The organism is Bradyrhizobium liaoningense (assembly GCF_018130825.1).
GTDB lineage: Bacteria > Pseudomonadota > Alphaproteobacteria > Rhizobiales > Xanthobacteraceae > Bradyrhizobium > Bradyrhizobium liaoningense_B.
On record NZ_JAFCJS010000007.1, the window covers coordinates 23,261 to 42,607 of the forward strand.

Consider the following 19,347-nt stretch of genomic DNA (forward strand, 5'->3'; position numbering starts at 1 on the left):
CGACGATTTCCTGATCCGGTAGACGATACGGCTATCCGCTGTCCTTGTCCGAAAAATTGCTCTTTCGCGGCAGCACGATTTTGAACTCGGTGAACTCGCCGGGCTCGGTCTCGATGTCGAGCGTGCCGCCGTGCTGCTTGACGATGATGTCGTGGCTGATGGAGAGGCCAAGGCCTGTGCCTTCGCCGGCCGGCTTGGTCGTGAAGAAGGGATTGAACATCTTCTCCTTCACCTCCGGCGGGATGCCGGTGCCGTTGTCGCGGATGCGGATCTCGACATGGCTGCCGCGGTCGTGGGTTGCGGCGCTGAGCGTGGGCTCGAAGTCTCCGCCGGCCTGGCTGGTACGCTTGGCCATCGCATAGAAACCGTTCGAGATCAGGTTCAGCAGCACCCGCGTGATCTCCTGCGGAAACACTTCGGCTTGCCCGGCCGCGGGATCGAGCTCGTGCTTCAGCGTTACGTCGAACCGCGGTGTTTCGGCGCGGGCACCGTGATAGGCGAGGTTGAGGCTCTCCTCGACCAGCGCGTTGATGTCGCTCAAGCGATGCTCGCCGCCGCCCTCGCGCGAATGCAGCAGCATGTTCTTGACGATGGAATCGGCGCGCCGTCCGTGCTGCACGACCTTGTCCAGATTGTCCTTCAGAAGTCCGGTCAGCTCGTCGACCTCGCTTCGGACATCGTCAGGGAGCGGAGCGGGCGCCAGCACCCCGTCCAACTCGCTCGTCAGCTCGGCGGAGAGCGAGGCAAAATTGTTGACGAAGTTGAGCGGGTTCTTGATCTCGTGCGCGATGCCGGCGGTGAGCTGGCCGAGCGAGGCCAGCTTCTCGGTCTGGATCAGCCGGTCCTGCGCTGCGCGCAGATCGTCGAGCGATCTGGCGAGCTCCCGCGTGCGGTCCTGCACCTCGTTGAACAGGCGCGTGTTCTCGACGGCGATCACGGCCTGGTCGGCGAAGGTCTTGAGCAGATTGATCGCCTTGTCCGGAAACTGACCGGCCTCCGGCCGCGTCACCGCGATGGTGCCGATCGCGACGCCGTCGCGCAGCATCGGCACGACGAGGATGCTGCGATAGCCGCGGGTCCGCGCCAGCTCCTTCATGGCGTCGGTGAGGTCGGGCTCGTTCTGCATGTCGCTGCGGGAGGCATACCGCCCGCTCGTCGCGACGCGGCTGTGGATACCCGACGACGACAGCGATGCCGGGAAAGAGCTGAGCAGATCCGCATTGCCGGCCTCGTTGTCCGTGGTGAAGGCGGTCAGATGCAGCATGCCGTCGATGACGCGGGTGACGGTGGAGGAATGCCCGCCGATCAGCGCCTTGGCACTGTCGGAGATTGCCTGGAACACCGGGGTGACGTCGGCCGGCGAAGCCGCGATCACTTTCAGAATATCGGCGGTCGCCGTCTGACGCTCCAGCGCCTCCCTGGTCGTGTTGAACAGGCTGACATTGCTCAGCGCGATCACCGCCTGGTCGGCGAAGGTCTGGAGCAGGCGCACATGGTGCTCGCCGAAGGCACCGGTCGTCCGGCGCGTGGCGATGATGACGCCGATCGCCGCGCCCTCGCTCATCAAGGGGACGAACAGCATGCTGCGAAAGCCGCGGGCGCGCGCGATGTCGCGCGCGGCCGGCTCGAGCTCGGTGTCGGGCAATTGCGCCGCCGCACCATCGGCCACGAGCTCGTACGCCGGGAATTGCGCGAACGGCACCGGGAACGAGGCCTGCAGTACGCGGTCGCCGGCCGGATCGGTCGGCGTGAAGGCCGCAAGGTGCGCGGCGCCGTCGATGTAGCGCAGCACAGCTGTGGAGAACCCGCCGATCAACCGGTTGGCGTTGGCGGCGATGGCGTCGAACACCGGTTGCACGTCGGACGGCGAGGCCGCCATCACCTTCAGGATCTCGGTCGTCGCGGCCTGCCGCTCGAGGGCTTCCCGTCTCTCATCGCCGAGGCGCGCGTTCTCCGCCGCGCTCGATTTCAGCTGCTGCTCGAGCTCGTCGATCCTGCGCCTCAGCGCGTCGGCCATATCCTCGGTAAGCGCGGTCATTGATCGTCCGGTGCGGCCGGGAGCGTGTCCCTTAGCCTGCGCCTTTAGCGCCAAACGCCCGGCCGGCCAAGACTCAAATCAAGAAGATCTCACGTGCCCGGCCGCGACACCTCGGTCTCCTTGCTGGTGGTGAACTCCAGCAGCACCGGGACGCCTTCCTGTGTCTTCTGGATGCCGCGTCTGATCGCGGGGACGATGTCCTCCGGCTTGGTCACCCGCTCGCCATATCCGCCGAAGGCGCGCGCCATCGCGGCATAGTCGCCGGAGATGTCGGTCGAGCGATATTTTTCGGTCGAGACCGGCATCACCTTGAGCTCGATCGCCATCGAGAAATTGTTGAGCAGGATCGACATGATCGGAATGCGCTCGCGCACCGCGGTCTCGAAATCCATGCCCGTAAAGCCGATCGCCGCATCGCCCCAGACATTGATGCAGAGCTTGTCGGGCTTTGCCAGCTTTGCGCCCATCGCAAGGCCGAGGCCGTAGCCGAGCTGCGTCGTCTTGCCCCAGCCGAGATAGGTGAGGGGCTCGACCGCCTTCCAGAACGGCGAGAGCTGGTCGCGCGGGCTGCCGGCATCATGTGTGATGATGGTGTTCTTGATGTCGACGGTGTGCTGCAAGTCCCACAGCACGCGATAGGGGCTCAAGGGCGCGTCATTGCTGGTCAGCTTCGGCATCCACTTCGCCAGCCACTCCTTGTGCGAGGCCGCGATCTCGGCCACGACTGCCGACGCGTCGCGGTCCGCGGTAACGGTCTTGCCGATCTCCTCCAGCAACGCATCGAGCACGAGGCCGGCGTCGCCGACGAGGCCGATCCTGGCCTCGACATCCTTGTTGAGATGGTTCGGATCGAGCGTGGAGTGGATGATGGTTTTTCCTTTCGGCATCGCGATGCCGAAATTGGTCTCCGTGAACGAGCAGCCGATGCCGAAGATGACGTCGGCCTCCGCGAGGAATTTCGGGACCGCGCGCGGCACCGCGAGGCCGCCGGAGCCGAGCGAGAGCGGATGCGTCTCCGGGAACGACGATTTGCCCCCGAGGCTGGTGGTGACGGGAATGGCCAGCCGTTCGGCCAGCCGCTTCAATTGCGGCCAGGCCTGCGCGTAATGCACGCCCTGGCCGGCATAGATCACCGGCCGTTTCGCATTCACGAGCAGGCCGGCTGCTTCCTTCACGTGCACGGGGTCCGCGCCGTAGCGGGTGCGCAGCACCGGCGTGTAGTTCAGCGGCTCCGGCACCTCCTCGTTCCACATGTCGGAGGGGATCTCGACGATCACCGGCCCGCCGCGGCCGTTCTTCAGCTTGGTGAAGGCGCGGCGGAAGATGTTGGCGACCTCCGCGGCCAGGATGATGGGCTCGGAGGACTTTGCGAACGGCTTCATCGCCTCGCTGGAATTGAAGTTCGGCTCGATATGCGCCAGCCGGCGCTGGTAGCCCATCGGCAGCACCAGCACGGGCACGGATTCGCCGAAGCACTGGGCGACGCCGCCCATCGCGTTCTCGGCGCCCGGCCCGTGCTGCATGCAGAACGCGCCGATCGTGCGTCCCGACGTCACCCGCGAGATCGCATCCGCCATGTGAATGCCGACGCGCTCCTGCCGCACCATGACGGGGCGGATCTCGGCCCTGGCCGCATGCTCGATCAGGTGATTGACCGGATAGCCGCAGAGGATCTCGATCCCCTCGCGCCGCATGATTTCCGCAATGGCGGTGCCGAGCTTCATGGCGTCTCTCTCCCTGGCGAGGCCGGTTGATCCGGCTGTTAGTGAGAGAGGATCAGGAAATCCGGGAAGCGTAAAGCGCGCGCGGTGAGCGCGGCGGTAGGCCAGCTATGCACCGCGAGCGTGCACTGGCTCCGACCGGCGATAATGGCCGCAGCCGCCCGCCGCTGGCTGTACGCGCTGCAGCAGCCGCTTGGCCGCAACGAGATCCAGCGTTTCGAAGCCTTCCGTGAACTCGTCATAGAGCGGGGCGAGCAGTCGGACGGCCTTGGCCCTGCGGCCGGTCGCAATCCAGTATGCTGCGAGATCGGTGGCGATCCGCAACTGGAAGGTCATCGCGCCGATGGCGCGCGCTTCGGCGAGTGCCTGCTGTAGCCGCTTTTCGGCGCGCAGCGGCTCGCCGGCATCGAGAAGGACCAATGCGTCGACCCGCTGAAGTTCCGATCGGCACCAGCGCTCGCCCTGACGTTCCTGATGGCCGATCGCCCGCGTGATGGCCTCGCTTGCCTCAGCGATCCGCCCTTGCCGCAGATAGGCGCGGGCGAGGGCCGCGAGATAGCTGCCGATCCGCATCAGGAAGCGGCATTCGATCAGTTCGTCGATCGCGGCCCGGATATCCTCCACCGCGCGCGGATCACCGCGCAAGTCGCGAAGGCAGGCGGAGAAATAGCGCTCGACCGGAACCCAGCGCGAGATGCGCTCACGTTCCAGGTTGCGACGCAGGCGCATCGTGAAGCTCTCGAGCGCGTCCAGATTGCCGGTTTCGAGCGCGACGGGAAGTGCAGCAAGCCCCAGTGCGTTCGACTGAGACACCCAATGGCCGCTGCGGTCTGCGGCGTCGACGGCGTCGCGGGCGAGCCTCGCCGCGTAGTCGGCTTGCCCTTGCATCCACGCCACGAAGGGCAGGTTGAAGCGGACGGTGATGAACCGGTAGACCTCGTTCGCATCCTTGCGCGAACGGCCCTCGGCCAGCGAATAGGTTGACGCGAGACGATCCAGCACCGGGCGGCTCTTGCTCAACTCTCCGGCAAAGGCGTGGGCCCAGGCGAGTGCCCGATCGGCTTCGGACGTCGCCGTGAGGTCGCGATCCCGGTCGGCCTGCGCGGTGGCCTCCTCGAGATAGGTTATGGCGCGCGGGATCTCACCGATCTGCAACAGATAAAAGGAAAAACCCACCAGCGCTCGCTGCTGGTACTCGATGCTGCCGGCGCGCCTTGCGAAGGCGATCGCGTCGAGCCAGGCAATCTCGTTCTCGTTCGACATGTTGCGGGCGTAGAACAGGCTCCATCCAAGAGCGCAGGCGATCTTTGCCTTTGACAGATCGTCGCACGCGACGGTCTTGGCCAGGGCGAGCGCGTCCTCCAGCCGCGCCTGTGCTTCCGACAGGATGAAGGTTTCCGACCACAAGGTGATTGCCGCAACCGCGAGCCTGATGCCGAGGACGGGATCGCCTTCCTCGCCAACCGCCCATGACAGCGCAGCGCGCAAATCGGCGATGCGGCCGAGGTAGCGCTGGGTCCAATCGGCCGGCTCGCGCCAGTTCCACTCCTCCTCGGACCGTTCGAAGAGCGCGAGAACGCGCTGCGCATGGCGGCGCAGCGCCTGGCTGCAGGCGGGATCGGCCTGGCGCCGCTCGGCCGCATAGCGGCGCGTGCTGTCGAGCAGTCGGTAGCGAAGGTGCGCGCCGCGGGCTTGCGCGCCGAGGAGCGATTTGGTGACGAGACTGCCGAGGCCGGTGACGACGTCGACCGGAGTGAGCCCTGCGGCTTCCGCGACGAAGAGAGCATCCTCGACCTCGAAGGCATCGCTGAACACGGACAGCAGGCCGAACAGTGTGGCCTCCTTCTGCGACAGCAGCCGGAAGCTCCAGTCGATCGTCGCCATCAGGGTCTCATGGCGCGGCGGCGCACCCTCGGCGCTGGGAGCGCGAAAGCCCAGTTTCTGGTCGAGCAGCGCCACCAATTCGCGAGGATTGAACCTGCCGATCTGGGCTGCCGCCAGTTCGATCGCCAGCGGAAGGCCGTCGAGCGCATGACAGATCGAGGCGACGGCCTCGCAATCATCATTGACGAACTGGTAGCCCGACCATTCGGCGGCGCGGCGGACGAACAGCTGCACCGCCGGAAATCTCACGGCCTGATCGACGCTCAGGGTGCGGCCGGGTTTCGGTGAGGGCAGCGAACCAAGCCGCACGATGTGCTCGGTGGCAGTGCCGAGCGGCTCGCGGCTCGTCGCCAGCAGCCTGGACGGCGATGTGTCCGTCAGGAACTTGCCGGCGAAGATCGTGGCGGCGGGCAGCACATGCTCGCAATTGTCCAGAATGAGCAGCATCTGCCGCGGCCTCAGATAATCGAGGGCTGCAGCCAGACCGTTGTCCGTATTGCCTCTGATGCCCAGTGCCGTCACGAGCGCCGCGCCGAACAGCGTAGGATCGGAAATTGTCGCGAGATCGACGAAGCAGACGCCGTCGCGGCACCGCGGCGCAAACGCCTGGGCGACGGCCACGGCAACGGTCGTCTTGCCGATGCCTCCTGCGCCAGCCAGGGTTACGTGCCTGTTGTCGGCCAATAGATCGGCGATCTCGACGATTTCCGCCTCGCGGCCGACGATGCCGCGCGGCAATGGCGGATTGGACAGGGGGAGTGGACCGGCCAGTGCCGGATCGTCCCCGATCTCGCCGATGCTGGTTTGCACCTCCGCGATGAACTTGTAGCCGCGGCGCGCCACGGTCGCGATGTAGGCGGGCTCGATCTGGGCGTCTCCCAGCGAGCGCCGCAAGCTCCACATGTTGACCTTGAGATTGCTGTCGTGGAGGAAGGTGCCCGGCCAGGCCGCGGCCATCAGCTCATTCTTGCTGACCAGATCGCCGCGGCGCTGCACCAGCAGCTGCAAGAGCTCGAATGCGCGCCCGCCCAATTTGACAGGACGCCCGTCAAGAAGCAGGAGCTGGCGGCTGGGAACCAGTCGAAACGGGCCGAAACAGTATGTGAGTTCCCGTCGGCGTGTGCCCCGTTGCCGTGTCTCGGTGGCAGCCTGCATGGATCATTGCCAATCGATCGAAGAGATCACCAGCAATTATCATGCGCTGCAAAATTGTTGGAGTGAGCCGTTCTGAATTCGCACGATTGCGACGGGCATTTGCCCGCAGGATGGCTGCGACAAAACGGCTCGCGCAGGCGCCGGCTATTTCTTGGGCACACCAAGAACCGCCATGCGCATGACCTCGACGCCGCCATCGGCAAGCTCGGGAAGCCTGGCGAACCAGTCCTTCACGTAAGGCATTGCATTATGGGCGTCGAAATCGGCCTGGCTCGCGAACACCTCGTAGAAGATGAAATGACCGGGCTTGGCGCGGTCTTCCTGCAGAAAATAGACCAGGTTCTTGGGATCGCCGCGAACCAGATCGATCAGCGGCAGCGTGGCCGCGCGCAACGCGTCTTCCTTTCCAGGCTTGGCTCGCACCTGCGCCACCACCGAATAGGCACCTTCAGGAATCTCCTGATAGCGAACGCGCGGGGCTTCCTGGGCGACCGCGGACGGCGCCGTCATGGCCATCGCGGCGGCGAACAGCAGGGGGCATAGCGAATTGCGGACGAGAGTTCGCATGATGAAGTCCTTCACATCGTGATGGTGAGCGCTTTGTCGTGCGACCGGCAAAAAGCCGGTCGCGCGACGTTTGACGGGTCAGCGAATGATTGTCTGCTGCCGCTTTGCCAGGGCCTCGCTGAAACGCTGCTTGACGGGGCCGAGCGCTTTGACGAACTCGAGCTGCTCGCCCTCCGGCCCCTTGCAATAGATCAGCTCCCAGCCATTCGAGGGTTCTGCGGTGACCCGGTTCGTGTTGGTGCTGCGGGGAGCGGCCTTGCGATCCGCCTCCGTCATGACGCGGATGGTGCGGTTTGCCCGCACCTGCGTCATGCCGCGCCGCGCGGATTCGGCTTCAAGGTCGGCGATGAACTTGTTGAAGTCGACATCGTCGCGAACATAGAAGCAGATGTGCATCATGCGCGGGAAGGCCGGGCTCATATGCTCCACCGGCTCGGCAAAGCTCTTCGCGCCGCCCATCGGCTGGTCGGCCTCGCGATATTGCAGCAGTTCGATCACCACGTTGTCGAACTGGATGAAGCGGACATCGAGCCGCTGCGCCCCGCTCCGCAAGTCGGGCACGCCGATGGTTCGCGGATTGACCCCGCGCGCATTCGCCTCGATCTCCTGGTCGGCCAGCAGCGTGTTCTGCACCTCGTCACCCTGGAAGTCGCCGTGACGGAACACTTCGGTGCCGCCGAGCACTTCCGTGTAGAACTGATAGGCCCGCTCCATGTTCTGCACCGTCAGCCCGAAATGCTGGACGCCCTGGAGCCGCGCGCCGAGCGGCGCCTCGTTGCGCTCGGCCGGCGACATGCTGTTGGCGCCTTGTGTCGCGGCCTGCGCGTCGGCTGCCGTGCCGGCGACGAGGCCGGTGACGACGGCTGCGCCGGCCGTCTGGAGCAGGACACGGCGGCCCATGTCGGTGGCGTTGTCGGCTTTGTCTGTCATGTCGCTTTCCTCAGTGGTTCGGTGGATTTTGCGTGTGTTGTCCTGCCAGCCGGACCGGTGCCCGACCGGGATGAGCCTGCTGCGCACTCCGACGGCTCAAGCGGCCGCGGGAAGCGGAGCTGCGGGGTTGACGAGTCCCTCCGAACGGAGCTCGCGCCAGAAATCGGCGGATATGGCTTCCTCGAGCGCAGCGCGATCCTCGGCGACGCGGCCCGGGCGGCTCGCACCGGGAATGACGGCCGCCACCACGGGGTTGGCGAGTGCGAACTGCAGGCCCGCCGCCTTCATGCTGATGCCGTAGCGATCGGCGATGGCCTTGATCCGCGCCACCTTGTTGAGGATTTCCGGGGGCGCCGGCGCATATTCGAAGTTCGGGCCGCCGACGAGCGCGCCCGAACTGTAGGGGCCGCCGACGACGATCGCGAGTTCGTGCTCCGCCACCATCGGCATCACCCGCTGTAGCGCCCTTGCATGGTCGAGCAGCGTGTAGCGGCCCGCGAGCAGGAAGCCGTCGGGGCGCGGCTCTTCGAGCGCGAGCAGCAGCTCGATCGGCTCGACACGGTTGACGCCGAGGCCCCACGCCTTGATCACGCCCTCGTCGCGCAGCCGGTCGAGCGCGCGGAAAGCGCCCTTGCGTGCGCTTTCGAAGACCGAAAGCCATTCGTCGCCGTAAAAATCCTGCGCGACATCGTGCACGAAGGCGATGTCGATGTGCGAGGTAGCGAGCCGCTTCAGGCTGTCCTCGATCGAGCGCAACGTCCCGTCCCGGGAATAGTCGTTCACGATCCTGTTCGGGCGCCCGTATTGGAAGACGCCGCCCTTCTCGCCGAGGTCGCGGGCGCTGACATCCTCGATCTCGTCCAGGATCACGCGTCCGACCTTGGTGCTGACGACATAGTCGCCGCGCGGCCGGCCGGCGAGCGCAGCGCCCATGCGGATCTCGGCAAGACCCGCGCCGTAGAAGGGCGCCGTGTCGAAATAGCGGATGCCGTCGTCCCAGGCCGCATTCACCGTCGCGAGCGCTTCCTGCTCCGGGATGTCGCGGAACATGTTGCCGAGCGGCGCCGCCCCGAAACCCAGTTTCCCCGGCAGAATATCCTTGAGGGCCATGTTGAGAGTCCTTGTTTGTGACAGCCAAGACCATCCGTGCGCGGCGCGACCGATCTCAGTCGGCTGCGGACGTATCTGCGCTTCTGATGAACGCCGCGACCTCGCGCGGATGCGACAGCATCACCGCGTGGCTGCTTTTCATCTCCGTCACCTTGGCGCCCGAGCGCTTGGCCATGGTGCGCTGTGCCGTCGGGGGGATCATGTGATCCTCGCTCGTCACCATGTAATGGGTCGGCTTCGTCTTCCAGGCCACGCGATCGACCTTGGTCTGGACCGCCTGCAATCCCCAGGGCAGTTGTGCTGCACCCATGAAGCGGGTCGTGGCCGTGTCGACATCGGCGGCGAACGAGGTGGGGAATTTGTCGCGGTCGACCAGGAGATAATTGCCCTCAGTGACCAGCGGAGCCTTGTGCTCGCCGGCCGGCACGGGGGCCTCCGCCAGCGTGCTGACCGACTCGCCGGCGTCGGGCGCGAATGCCGCGAGATAGACGAGGCTGCGGACCTTCGGATTGTCGCCTGCTTCCGTGATGATCATTCCACCATAGGAGTGCCCGACGAGAATGACCGGATGCCGGGCCTTGGCGATCACGCGTTCGGTCTCTGCGACATCGTCGCGAAGCGTGATCGTCGGCTGCTGGACGACGAGCACCTCGTAGCCGGCGTCCGAGAGGATGTTGTAGGTGTCCTTCCAGCCCGAGCCATCGACGAAGGCGCCGTGGACAAGGACGATGGAAACGGTCCTCTCGGCCGCGATCGCGGGGGCGGCCGTTGCGAGCGTCATTGCGGCAAGCGCGGAGATAAGCGGCTTCATACCAGGCTCCGATCCTCGATACGGCGGCATTGCCGTTGATGTGCGCTTCACTAGCGTTCGTGAGCACTGCGGTATTTCCGATTCCTGCGCGATGACCAACGCATCTTGCTCATCCGCGGAGAAGCCGGCGTTGGAAGCCGATCGTGCCTGGCTCCAAGCCTTTGCTTTGCCTGGCTTTTACCTCTTTTAACCGCGCCGCCTCTGGACTTCGCTATCGCCGCTTGTGAGAAATTCGCGGTCGGCGTGGCAGCGGCCGGGGCTGCAACTCACCACCGGATGGAATGATCGCTCGCTCGCGATACGGGGCCGGGATTCGCCGCAACCAGCGGAGGTCGTGATGGCGCTCGTGACGCATGGAGATCAGAAATACAAGAACAGCGAGAAGCTCGCGGAGACCAGCGACTGGCCGGGGCTGAGCATCGAGCATCGCAAGTTCGAGGCGGGCCGCCAGGCAACGCCCGTTCCCATCTGCACCGAGCTCGTCATGCTGCTGTCAGGCGGCGGGATGGTGTGCCGGGCCGGCAACGGCGAAGTCCAGAAGAGCCTCGCGCGGCCCGGCATGAGCTACCTCGTGCCCGTGGGGACGCAGGAGAGCCATCTCGAGCTTTCGGACCGGATGGAATGTCTTCATCTCTATCTTCCTCCGGCGCTGCTGGACCAGAGTGCGCTTGCGGACTTTGATATCGATCCGGCAAGAGTCGAGATCGCCTACGCCCACGGTCTGGCGGACCAGGTGCTCTTCCACATCTGCTCGCCACTTCGCGATCTGCTCCATCGCCCGCGTCAGCCGACCGACGCATTGTTCGTCGAGGGAATCCAGGTCGCGCTCGCGGCGCATCTGCTGGGGAATTACACGATCGACCGCTGGCGCGCGCCCGACAAATTGCCGGCGCTCGATCCGCGGCGCCTGCAGCGCGTGCTGGACTATATCGAGGCTTCTCTTGGCGGCGACATCAGGCTCGAGGATCTAGCGGCCCAGGCCTGCCTCAGCCCCTATCATTTTTCCCGGCTGTTTCGCGAGGCGACCGGATTGTCGCCGCATCGTTACGTGACAGATCGCCGCGTCCAGGCTGCGCGGCAGGAGCTCGCGCGCAATCGTCTGTCCCTGGTCGAGATTGCCCTGGAGTTCGGTTTCGGCTCGCAGGCCAATTTCACGCGCGTGTTCCGCAAGGCCGCAAGTCTCACGCCTGGGCAGTATCGCGAATTGTGCTGCGGCCAGGCTGACGTGAAAACCGCTCGTTCCGATACGGCATCCCGCAGGGATTGCGCATGATCCCGCAGGAATCGGAAATACGGCTCAGCGTCCATCAGGCAGTGCTGTCGTGCCGACCAGATCCGCAAGGGGATGTACCGACATGATCGAGCTCACGGTGAACGGGATCAAGCGCCAGGTCGACGTCGTCCCCGAGATGCCGCTCTTGTGGGTGCTGCGCGACGAGCTCGGCATCACCAGTCCCAAATATGGCTGCGGGGTCGCGCAATGCGGCGCGTGCACCGTTCAGATCGACGGACTGGCGGTCCGGTCCTGTCAGGCGCATATCGGCGAGGTCGCCGGCAAATCGGTCGTCACGCTCGAAGGGCTGGAGAAGAAGGAGCAGCACCCGGTCTTGCAGGCCTGGATCGCGCATCAGGTGCCGCAATGCGGCTACTGCCAGACCGGACAGATCATGCAGGCCATCTCCCTGCTTGCATTGATCTCCAAACCAACCGACGAGCAGATCGATCAGGTGATGTCCGGCAATCTCTGCCGTTGCGGCACCTATCCGCGCATCCGCGCGGCGATTCATGCGGCTGCTGCGAACAAGATGGCGGAGAAGTGAGATGGGCCATGTGCAGCGCCTTTCCCGTCGCGCCTTCGTTTTCGGCTCTGCTGCTGTCGCCGGCGGCGTTGCTTTCGGCGCCTATGGCTGCGCCGAAGCGGCCGCGCCGATCGCCAGCGACAATCCATTGGTCACGGGCCTCGGGCCGAATTCCGCGAGCTTCAACCCCTGGGTCGAGATCAGCCCGGACAAGATCACGCTGATCGCCCAGCACGCCGACATCGGCCAGGGCGTCGGATCGGTGCAGCCGATCATGATCGCCGAGGAGATGGACCTCGACCCCGGCCAGTTCGAAATCCGCTTCGCCGGTCCAAGCCCCGCCTATTTCAACACCGGTTTCGCGGACGAGTTCGCGCCGTTCGTGGCCGCGGACCAAAGCCCGGCCGCCGAGGAAGCGCGCGCTGCCACGCTCGAATGGCTGCGAAAGGCCGGCCTGCAGATGACCGGTGGATCGAGCACGATCCCGGACACCTATCAAAAGCTGCGTGTTGCCGGTGCGGTCGCGCGCGAAACGCTCAAGGCCGCCGCGGCCAAACGTTCGGGCATCGCAGTGGCCGACCTTCGCACGCAATCCGGCCATGTGATCCTGCCCAACGGAAGCAGGATCGCCTATGTCGAGCTCGCGGCGGAAGCATCGAAGATTCCGCCGGTGCTCGATGCGCAGCCGCGCGACCCGTCCAAATGGCGCATGCTGGGCAAGCCGATGATGCGGCTCGACGTCCGCTCGAAGGTGATGGGCGAGCTGAAGTTCGGCATCGATATGAAAATGGACGGCATGCTGTATGCGTCCGTCAAGCTGAACCCCGCCAAGGGACAGCCGCTGAAATCATACGATGCCAGCAAGGCGCAGGCGATGCCGGGGGTCAAGAAGATCCTCGAAATCAAGAATGGCGTCGCGGTGATCGCGACGAACAGCTGGTACGCAATGAAGGCGGTCGACGCCATCATTTGCGAGTGGGCGCCCTCGGCCTATCCCGCGGAGCAGGCGGATCATTGGAAGGTTCTGGAATCGTCATTCAAGCCTGAGTTCCTGGGCAAGGAGTGGCGGAAGATCGGCGACATCGAAGCCGGGCTGAAGACAGGGACGCGCGTCGAGGCCGAGTATCGCGCTCCTTACGTGGCGCATCAGCCGCTCGAGCCGCTGAACGGGATCGGCCTCGTCACCGACAACGGGATGGAAATCTGGGTCGGCCATCAGAGCCCCCGCTTCGTGCAATATGTCGCGGCGACGGCGATCGGCCTCAAGCCGGAACAGGTCACCTTCCACAATCAATGGACTGGTGGGAGTTTCGGCCATCGCCTCGAGTACGAGAACGTCCGCGTTCTTGCCGAGATCGCCAATCAGATGAAGGGCACGCCGATCAAGCTCGTGTTCTCGCGCGAAGAAGATTTCCTCCAGGACATTCCGCGCCAGATTGCGATCGCCCGGCACCGCGGCAGCATCGACAAGGGAAAGATCGTAGCCGCCGACCTTGCTCTGGCCTCGACGACACCGCTCAAGGGGCTGCTCGAGCGTTCGGGCACCCCCTCGAAGGATCCTGACGGGCAATTGGCCGCTGGGCTCTGGAACGTCTATTACGACATCCCCAATTTCCGGGCCACGAGCTACGAGGCGCAGGGGTTGTCGCCGAGCACCACATGGCGGTCGGTCGGCGCTTCGACATCAGGTTTTTTCACCGAAAGCTTCATCGACGAGCTGATCCATGCGGCGGGCCTCGATCCGATGAAGGCGCGCATCGCGATGTGCACCGTTCCGCACTATCGCAAGGTGCTGGAGACCGTGGCGGAGATGTCGGATTGGAAGGGTCCGCTCGGCAACGGCCGAGGGCGCGGCGTCGCCTTCGTGGAGTCGTTCGGGACGCCGACCGCGGAAGTCGTCGAGGTGACGGCGACGGACCGCGGCATTAGAATCGACAAGGTCTGGGTTGCGGTCGACGTCGGCAAGGTCGTCGATCCCGTCAATTTCGAGAACCAGGTGCAGGGCGGCGTGATCTGGGGGCTCGGCCATGCCATCAATTGCGAGCTCACTTATGCCAAGGGCGCGGTGCAGCAGACCAACTACAATCACCACGAGGCGATGCGGATCTATCAATGCCCGGTCATCGAGGTTCGCGGGCTCGAGAACGATCCGAAGGTGAGGGGTGTCGGTGAGCCGCCGGTTCCGCCGGCCGCGCCTGCGCTCGCCAATGCGATCTTTGCGGCGACCGGCAAGCGTATCCGCGAGATGCCCTTCAACAAGTTCATCGATTTCGTGTGAGGCGGATGATGAAGAGATCTCTGATCGCGGTCGTCTTCGCAGCTTCAGCCATCGCGGCCCTCACCGGGATCGTCGCGGCCAAGGACGAAGCCACGAAGGATGTCTTGCCACCGGGCAGCGTCAGCCGGGTGGAGGGGCTGGAGGCCTGGAAGCGGATCGAAGCCGTGGTGATGCATCCGCGCTGTGCCAACTGCCACGTCGATGCCAAGGCCGTCCCGATATGGACGCCAGCAGGCGAAACCAGGCCGCGCGTGCACGGCATGAACATCCACGGTGGCGAGAGCCGCATCGGCGCGGAGGCGATTCCGTGCTCGACCTGCCACATGACCTCGACCCAGGCGAACGAGCCGGCACCGGCGCCGCCGCGCGCCGGCATCGACTGGCAGCTCGCGCCGGTGGCTTTCATCTGGTTCGGCAAGAGCGGCGCCGAGATCTGCGCGCAGCTGAAAGATCCCAAGCGTAATGGCGGCCGCGACGCCGCCGGCCTCGTCGACCATCTGCGGCACGATGCATCTCTGAACGGCTTCATTCCCCGGGGCTGGGCCCCCGGAGCAGGCCGCTCGACGCCGCCGGGCACCTTCGAGGATCACGTCAAGGACATGGCAATGTGGGGCGCGGCCGGGCAGCCCTGTCCGAATTGATCCGTTCTCCGCGTCGCGCCAACTGGCCGCCTGCATGCACACCGATATCCAAAGGAGAAACCCATGACCCAACATGTCCTCTTCATCGTCACCAACGCAGCCGTGCTCGGTCCGCATAATCGCAAGACCGGCTTCTTCTTCGCCGAGGTCGCCCATCCCTTCGAGGTGCTCGACAAGGCCGGGGTCGCGGTGGAGTTCGCATCCCCGGCCGGGGGATGGACGCCTTACGATGCGTACGACGAGAAAGATCCCGCTCAGAAGGATTTTCTCGCGAGTAAAGCCTTTCGTCGCCTAAATCACAGTCGCAAATTGTCCGAGGTGGACGCCGCCGACTACGACGCCATCCTGGTGCCCGGCGGTCTTGGGCCCATGGTGGACATCCAGCGCAATGCAACGGTCCAGAATGCCATCGTGCGGGCCTGGAGCACCGGCAAGCTCGTCGCCGCTGTTTGTCATGGGCCGTGTGCGCTGCTTGGCGTCAACCTCGGTGATGGTACCCCATTCGTACGCGGCAAGAAGCTCACGTCGTTCTCGAAGAAGGAAGAATACGACTACGCTCGCGATGATGTGCCTTACGAGCTTGAGGACGCGTTAAGGGCAGAGGGTGCCGAGTACTCGTCTGCAGCCAACTGGCAACCTCACGTCGTCGTCGATGGCCGTCTCATCACGGGGCAGAACCCCGCTTCGGCGGGACCGCTGGGAAAAGAGTTGCTGTCCGCCCTCAAGGACCGGTGACGCGAAAATCTGAATTTTCCGAGTGGACGCAATTCGCGAGGGCGGGCTCGGCATCTCCGAAGCCGCGCTTGCCCTCGCATTGGAGCTATCGAATGACGCAATCGCCAGCCAAGATCACCGGTATCCTGGTTGCTCGCCCGGGCAAGTCCGCTGAACTCAGGGCACTGCTTGCCGCCATGGCACCGCATTCCAGGGCCGAACCTGGCAACCTGCGCTGGGACGTCTGGCGCGACACATCGAACGAAGATCGCTACGTTCTCGACGAGCTGTACCGGGACGTTGCAGCCGTCGAAGCTCACCGAGCCACGCCGCATTACCAGGCCTACCTGGCCAAGATTCCCGAGCTGGCTGATCGGACGGCAGTGGTCCTGGAAGCGGTCGAGGTTGGGGACAGGTGAACAGCGTCAGCCAATCTTTGAAGTAACTGCATCCGCGGGAACTGCTCTCCGGATTTCGCCGCGCTCCATCCGGGCTACATCATTGAAATATATGGCCTATTCGGCGCGACGGCGGACTGTCCCCCGATCTAACCCCATGAAAGCGCACGGTGGCCGGGCTGCGGCCAGAAGCGGGACCGCCGCGCCGTCTATGTTTCGTCATCATCATCCTCGTCGCCCTGTTCGTCATCGTCAGAATCAACAGCCATAGCTTCGATGTAGTCGCGGCGAACTGCTCGTAGTGTGCGACCCGACGCAGGAGCGGTGAGGAAGAACCACCACCCCCCGGTCTTCTTTCCATAGATCGCTGTTGCGGCCTCCCTGGCGGTCGCAAAAGCCTCGCCATCCACTTCTACACGCCCGTCCGCTAACAACGTAGCCACACGATGGCTGAACTTCTTACGCTTTGGAATTAATGACATTCCTGGCTGCAGAAGACCCGCGTTGATGAGGTCGGTGAGTTCTACCTTTCTTCCCGGTCGTCGCCGAGTAATGGCAAAGCCGGAGCGGTGATTGGGGGGGACCGCCCAAATCTCCGCGAGGATTAGTGCGAGTCCTTGCGAACGCCGACTGATTGAATCGTCATTCCACTCCGCTCCTGCTTCTTTCAACAAGGTCCGATTTAGGAGGAGTACGTCATGCGCCTCAAGACCTGCCCGCTTGCTGTTCGTTCCGCACCAAGGACCGTTGGATACCGTTGAGTTCAACTTGCCGGTCAGGAGGGTAAGATTGCCTAGCGTATGTATAAGTTTATCGCGCTCCTGCTCGTCGGAGCCTTGCGTCGGCCAGTGCTGCTGCCATTTTCGCGGCATCACATGCTCAATCGCCAGCTTCCCGCGAGCAACGCGCTCCCCTCCGAGGCCTTGCTTACCATCTCGCCAACCGCGCAAATGATCCTCAATCGCTTCAAGGACCATCCGAAGGCGTCCCCGCCGTAGACGGCGGTAAGCTTGGAGATCAGTAATTTCCTGCTCCAGCTCAGCATCGTCCGGCCAATAGCGGCTCTCTGCGGTTTGTCCTGCGAGAAAGGCTTGGATTCTATCGCCTACGGTCGCTCTATCCCAACCGCGAAGCTGCCCCACGAGCTCAGCAATTAGCTGATTGTAACCTTTGGCTGTGGCGCGCACGAGCGCTCTGCGAACCATCCAACTTTCGATCACATCCAATGCTTTATTTAGCTGGATCGCCGGAACAGGAGGACTTTGTGGATCAAGGAGAGCCAGTACCAGAGGTTTTATTACCTCGCTCTCAAGAACGCTTGTTCGATATCCAAACAAGCCAAGTTGATCTATTGAGCCCCCTTCTCTCGAAGCAGCTTCAATGAAGTTGCGGTAAATACCAGCGGCTGCGTGGATTTGTTTAAGCAGGTCCTGCATAGGCAGGCGCGCGTCGTGGTCCACGAAGCGCTTGAAGCGGTCAAACACCTCCCTCGCAACTACTTCTTCGCCCGTCTGCGCTATGAGCCAATGGTTCAAAAAAACAGATGATCGCGGATAGCGAAACCGCCCAACACTTATCTCAACTTCCCAGAAACCAGTCTCGAATTCCTTCCAATACTTCTGATAGGCATCCTCAACATCAGCTCCGGATTCGAGAAGGCGCTGAAAGATGAGGTTCTTAATCAAGTCGGCAGCGGTAAGCTGAGCACCACGCGCGTTCAGAGTCTCGAAAATCTCTTGAGCATTCTCGTCAGCCGCGAGATCGATTACAACCAATTGAATCAGTTCGCGCACTGAGCGTTCTATTGCAGCCGCCCGCGCTTGCACCATCTCAGGGCCCTTTTCATTGAGCCATGCGCGCGATTGCTCACAAAAAAAATGATGAGCCTGTGTCATTCGTTCGTTGCGGAATTTGAGTTGTTCGTGATCGACCGGAGGAGTTGCTCCCATCACTTCGTTGAAAGCCGGCCTGTCCCGATTGGTCGGCCAAACCTTAAAACGATCCTCCGGTTTCGCGCAGAATGGCTCGGCGTTGGCCACAAGCGGCTCGATACGTGCTGCAGAAGGCAACGCTTGGGCTGCGGTCAATTCAGCACTAAGCGCATCGAGCAATAGCTGGAGCGTTGTTAATCTTTGTTGACCGTCAATGATTGTGCGCTGCTGCATCAAACCCGCTTGGTTCGGCATTTGTTGTAGGACAACGGCACCAAGGAAGTGAGGCTGGTGCTTATCGGTCGGATGGGCAAGCACGCGCTCCGCAACACGTTGCACGTCCTCCCAAAGTGGCTCCCATTGGGTTTCTTGATTCCAAACATAAGGTCTTTGAAACAGAGGTACGACTAGCCGTTGCGGCTGCATAAACACCATCTGTGGTGTCCGAACTTGCGTCTCCATGCCCTAATTCCCCAACCTGAGGCTTTCTCAAAACGGAAGGGTTGCAACTTACGGGCTGATGAAGTTCGTTGGCAACCTGCTGATAGTCACGCCGACATTTATCAACTGTTCCGATTCAGGCCCAAACAGCATGATCAGCGCAGCAGCCCGTCGAACTTGCTTGGCCCCGAAGGCGGCGCGTTGAAGCCAGCGCTGATACGGCTTCTGGCAAGCGCGCTCAGGCCAAATTCGCCTGCATATCGGACCACATCGGCGGCATGCTTGCGCGCGATGCTCACCAGCGGGTTTTGCGCCGCATTTACAGGGGCTTCCGTACTGCTGCGGACTTCGGCGGACTTCCCCGGAAGGGCGATTGCCCGGACGCTCCATCCGGCTACCAGCTTGCGAACTTCCAGAGCCGCAATCCGGAGCCGACTGACAACATCCTATTTGCAGTTCTTGCAGATCATCAGCTTTCGCTTCAACGCCCCATCTTCCTGATCGAGGTCATCTGCATCCGGAGTGGACCTGGTGTCCTTTGCGGCGCGTGACCGCACGGGCGGCGTTACCCGGCTCGGGGTGTCAGTGTCATCGCCGGCGCCGACGCTGAAGCCGTCATAGTCCGCGGCCGGATTCGGCATCGGTTGAGGCCCGCCAATCACGGAAGGCTCTCTGCCCGATACCGGCGGAGTTCTGTTTGTCGTTACCCGCGCGGGCTTGCTGGCGCTCGGGCGCGGGGGCGATGCATCAGGCGGAGCAAGCGAAACCGGCGGGGCCGGAGTTTGCGCGCTCGCGCTGTTGTGCGACCACGGGCCGGTAAACATCAGGCTGAGAGCCAGGAGCGTCACGAGTCTCATCAGAATCCTTCGATCAGCTCTGGTTCACCGGTTGGCGGCATGGCGCGCCGAGCCACGACGTGGTGCAGAGTA

Annotated in this window: 15 protein-coding genes; 6 read left to right on the top strand and 9 right to left on the bottom strand. The window is 63.6% G+C overall.

The genetic code is table 11. The features are described 5' to 3' along the window. Positions 1 to 31: 31 nt before the first annotated feature. The 7 genes from JQ603_RS27675 to JQ603_RS27705 form a co-directional block, all read right to left on the bottom strand. A complete protein-coding gene (locus JQ603_RS27675; RefSeq protein ID WP_245003900.1) occupies positions 32 to 2,038 on the bottom strand; it encodes a GAF domain-containing protein in 2,007 nt (668 codons plus the stop codon). An 89-nt stretch (positions 2,039 to 2,127) separates the two neighbouring features. After that, positions 2,128 to 3,867: a thiamine pyrophosphate-requiring protein gene (locus JQ603_RS27680; protein WP_283817481.1), complete on the bottom strand. Its 1,740-nt coding sequence runs from the start codon at positions 3,865 to 3,867 to the stop codon at positions 2,128 to 2,130. Beyond that, a complete protein-coding gene (locus tag JQ603_RS27685) occupies positions 3,868 to 6,798 on the bottom strand; it encodes an ATP-binding protein (RefSeq protein ID WP_212343921.1) in 2,931 nt (976 codons plus the stop codon). Between the two features lie 144 nt (positions 6,799 to 6,942). Beyond that, entirely contained in the window at positions 6,943 to 7,365 is a 423-nt protein-coding gene (locus JQ603_RS27690; protein WP_212343922.1) for a putative quinol monooxygenase, read from the bottom strand. A gap of 78 nt (positions 7,366 to 7,443) precedes the next feature. Next, entirely contained in the window at positions 7,444 to 8,295 is an 852-nt protein-coding gene (locus tag JQ603_RS27695) for a VOC family protein (protein WP_212343927.1), read from the bottom strand. 96 nt (positions 8,296 to 8,391) lie between these two features. Beyond that, positions 8,392 to 9,405, bottom strand: coding sequence for an aldo/keto reductase (locus JQ603_RS27700; protein WP_212343929.1), 1,014 nt, complete (start codon positions 9,403 to 9,405; stop codon positions 8,392 to 8,394). A 55-nt stretch (positions 9,406 to 9,460) separates the two neighbouring features. Beyond that, the gene (locus tag JQ603_RS27705; protein WP_433996656.1) at positions 9,461 to 10,216 is read right to left on the bottom strand and encodes an alpha/beta fold hydrolase; all 756 of its coding nucleotides are present in this window, start codon (positions 10,214 to 10,216) and stop codon (positions 9,461 to 9,463) included. Between the two features lie 337 nt (positions 10,217 to 10,553). Here JQ603_RS27705 and JQ603_RS27710 point away from each other — a divergent pair, with 337 nt between their 5' ends. The 6 genes from JQ603_RS27710 to JQ603_RS27735 all read left to right on the top strand — a co-directional run bounded on the left by JQ603_RS27710 (position 10,554) and on the right by JQ603_RS27735 (position 16,067). Next, positions 10,554 to 11,489: a helix-turn-helix domain-containing protein gene (locus tag JQ603_RS27710; RefSeq protein WP_212343931.1), complete on the top strand. Its 936-nt coding sequence runs from the start codon at positions 10,554 to 10,556 to the stop codon at positions 11,487 to 11,489. Between the two features lie 82 nt (positions 11,490 to 11,571). Further along, positions 11,572 to 12,036, top strand: a complete 465-nt coding sequence (locus tag JQ603_RS27715) for a (2Fe-2S)-binding protein (protein ID WP_212343933.1) — start codon at positions 11,572 to 11,574, stop codon at positions 12,034 to 12,036. Between the two features lies 1 nt (position 12,037). Continuing rightward, positions 12,038 to 14,293, top strand: a complete 2,256-nt coding sequence (locus tag JQ603_RS27720; protein ID WP_212343935.1) for a xanthine dehydrogenase family protein molybdopterin-binding subunit — start codon at positions 12,038 to 12,040, stop codon at positions 14,291 to 14,293. A gap of 8 nt (positions 14,294 to 14,301) precedes the next feature. Next, on the top strand, positions 14,302 to 14,934 hold the full coding sequence (locus tag JQ603_RS27725) for a hypothetical protein (protein WP_212343937.1): 633 nt from the start codon (positions 14,302 to 14,304) through the stop codon (positions 14,932 to 14,934). Between the two features lie 63 nt (positions 14,935 to 14,997). Next, positions 14,998 to 15,669, top strand: a complete 672-nt coding sequence (locus JQ603_RS27730) for a type 1 glutamine amidotransferase domain-containing protein (protein WP_212343939.1) — start codon at positions 14,998 to 15,000, stop codon at positions 15,667 to 15,669. A 92-nt stretch (positions 15,670 to 15,761) separates the two neighbouring features. Beyond that, positions 15,762 to 16,067 (top strand): putative quinol monooxygenase, encoded by a 306-nt coding sequence (locus tag JQ603_RS27735; RefSeq protein ID WP_212343941.1) that lies wholly within the window; start codon positions 15,762 to 15,764, stop codon positions 16,065 to 16,067. 188 nt (positions 16,068 to 16,255) lie between these two features. Here the strand turns inward: JQ603_RS27735 and JQ603_RS27740 are convergent, their stop codons facing one another. Together JQ603_RS27740 and JQ603_RS38460 are read right to left on the bottom strand one after the other, a co-directional pair. After that, positions 16,256 to 18,439 carry a GmrSD restriction endonuclease domain-containing protein gene (locus tag JQ603_RS27740; protein WP_212343943.1) on the bottom strand — a complete coding sequence of 728 codons (2,184 nt, stop codon included), beginning with the start codon at positions 18,437 to 18,439 and terminating at the stop codon, positions 16,256 to 16,258. A 134-nt stretch (positions 18,440 to 18,573) separates the two neighbouring features. Then, entirely contained in the window at positions 18,574 to 18,843 is a 270-nt protein-coding gene (locus JQ603_RS38460; RefSeq protein ID WP_212344642.1) for a P27 family phage terminase small subunit, read from the bottom strand. Positions 18,844 to 19,347 lie beyond the last annotated feature (504 nt).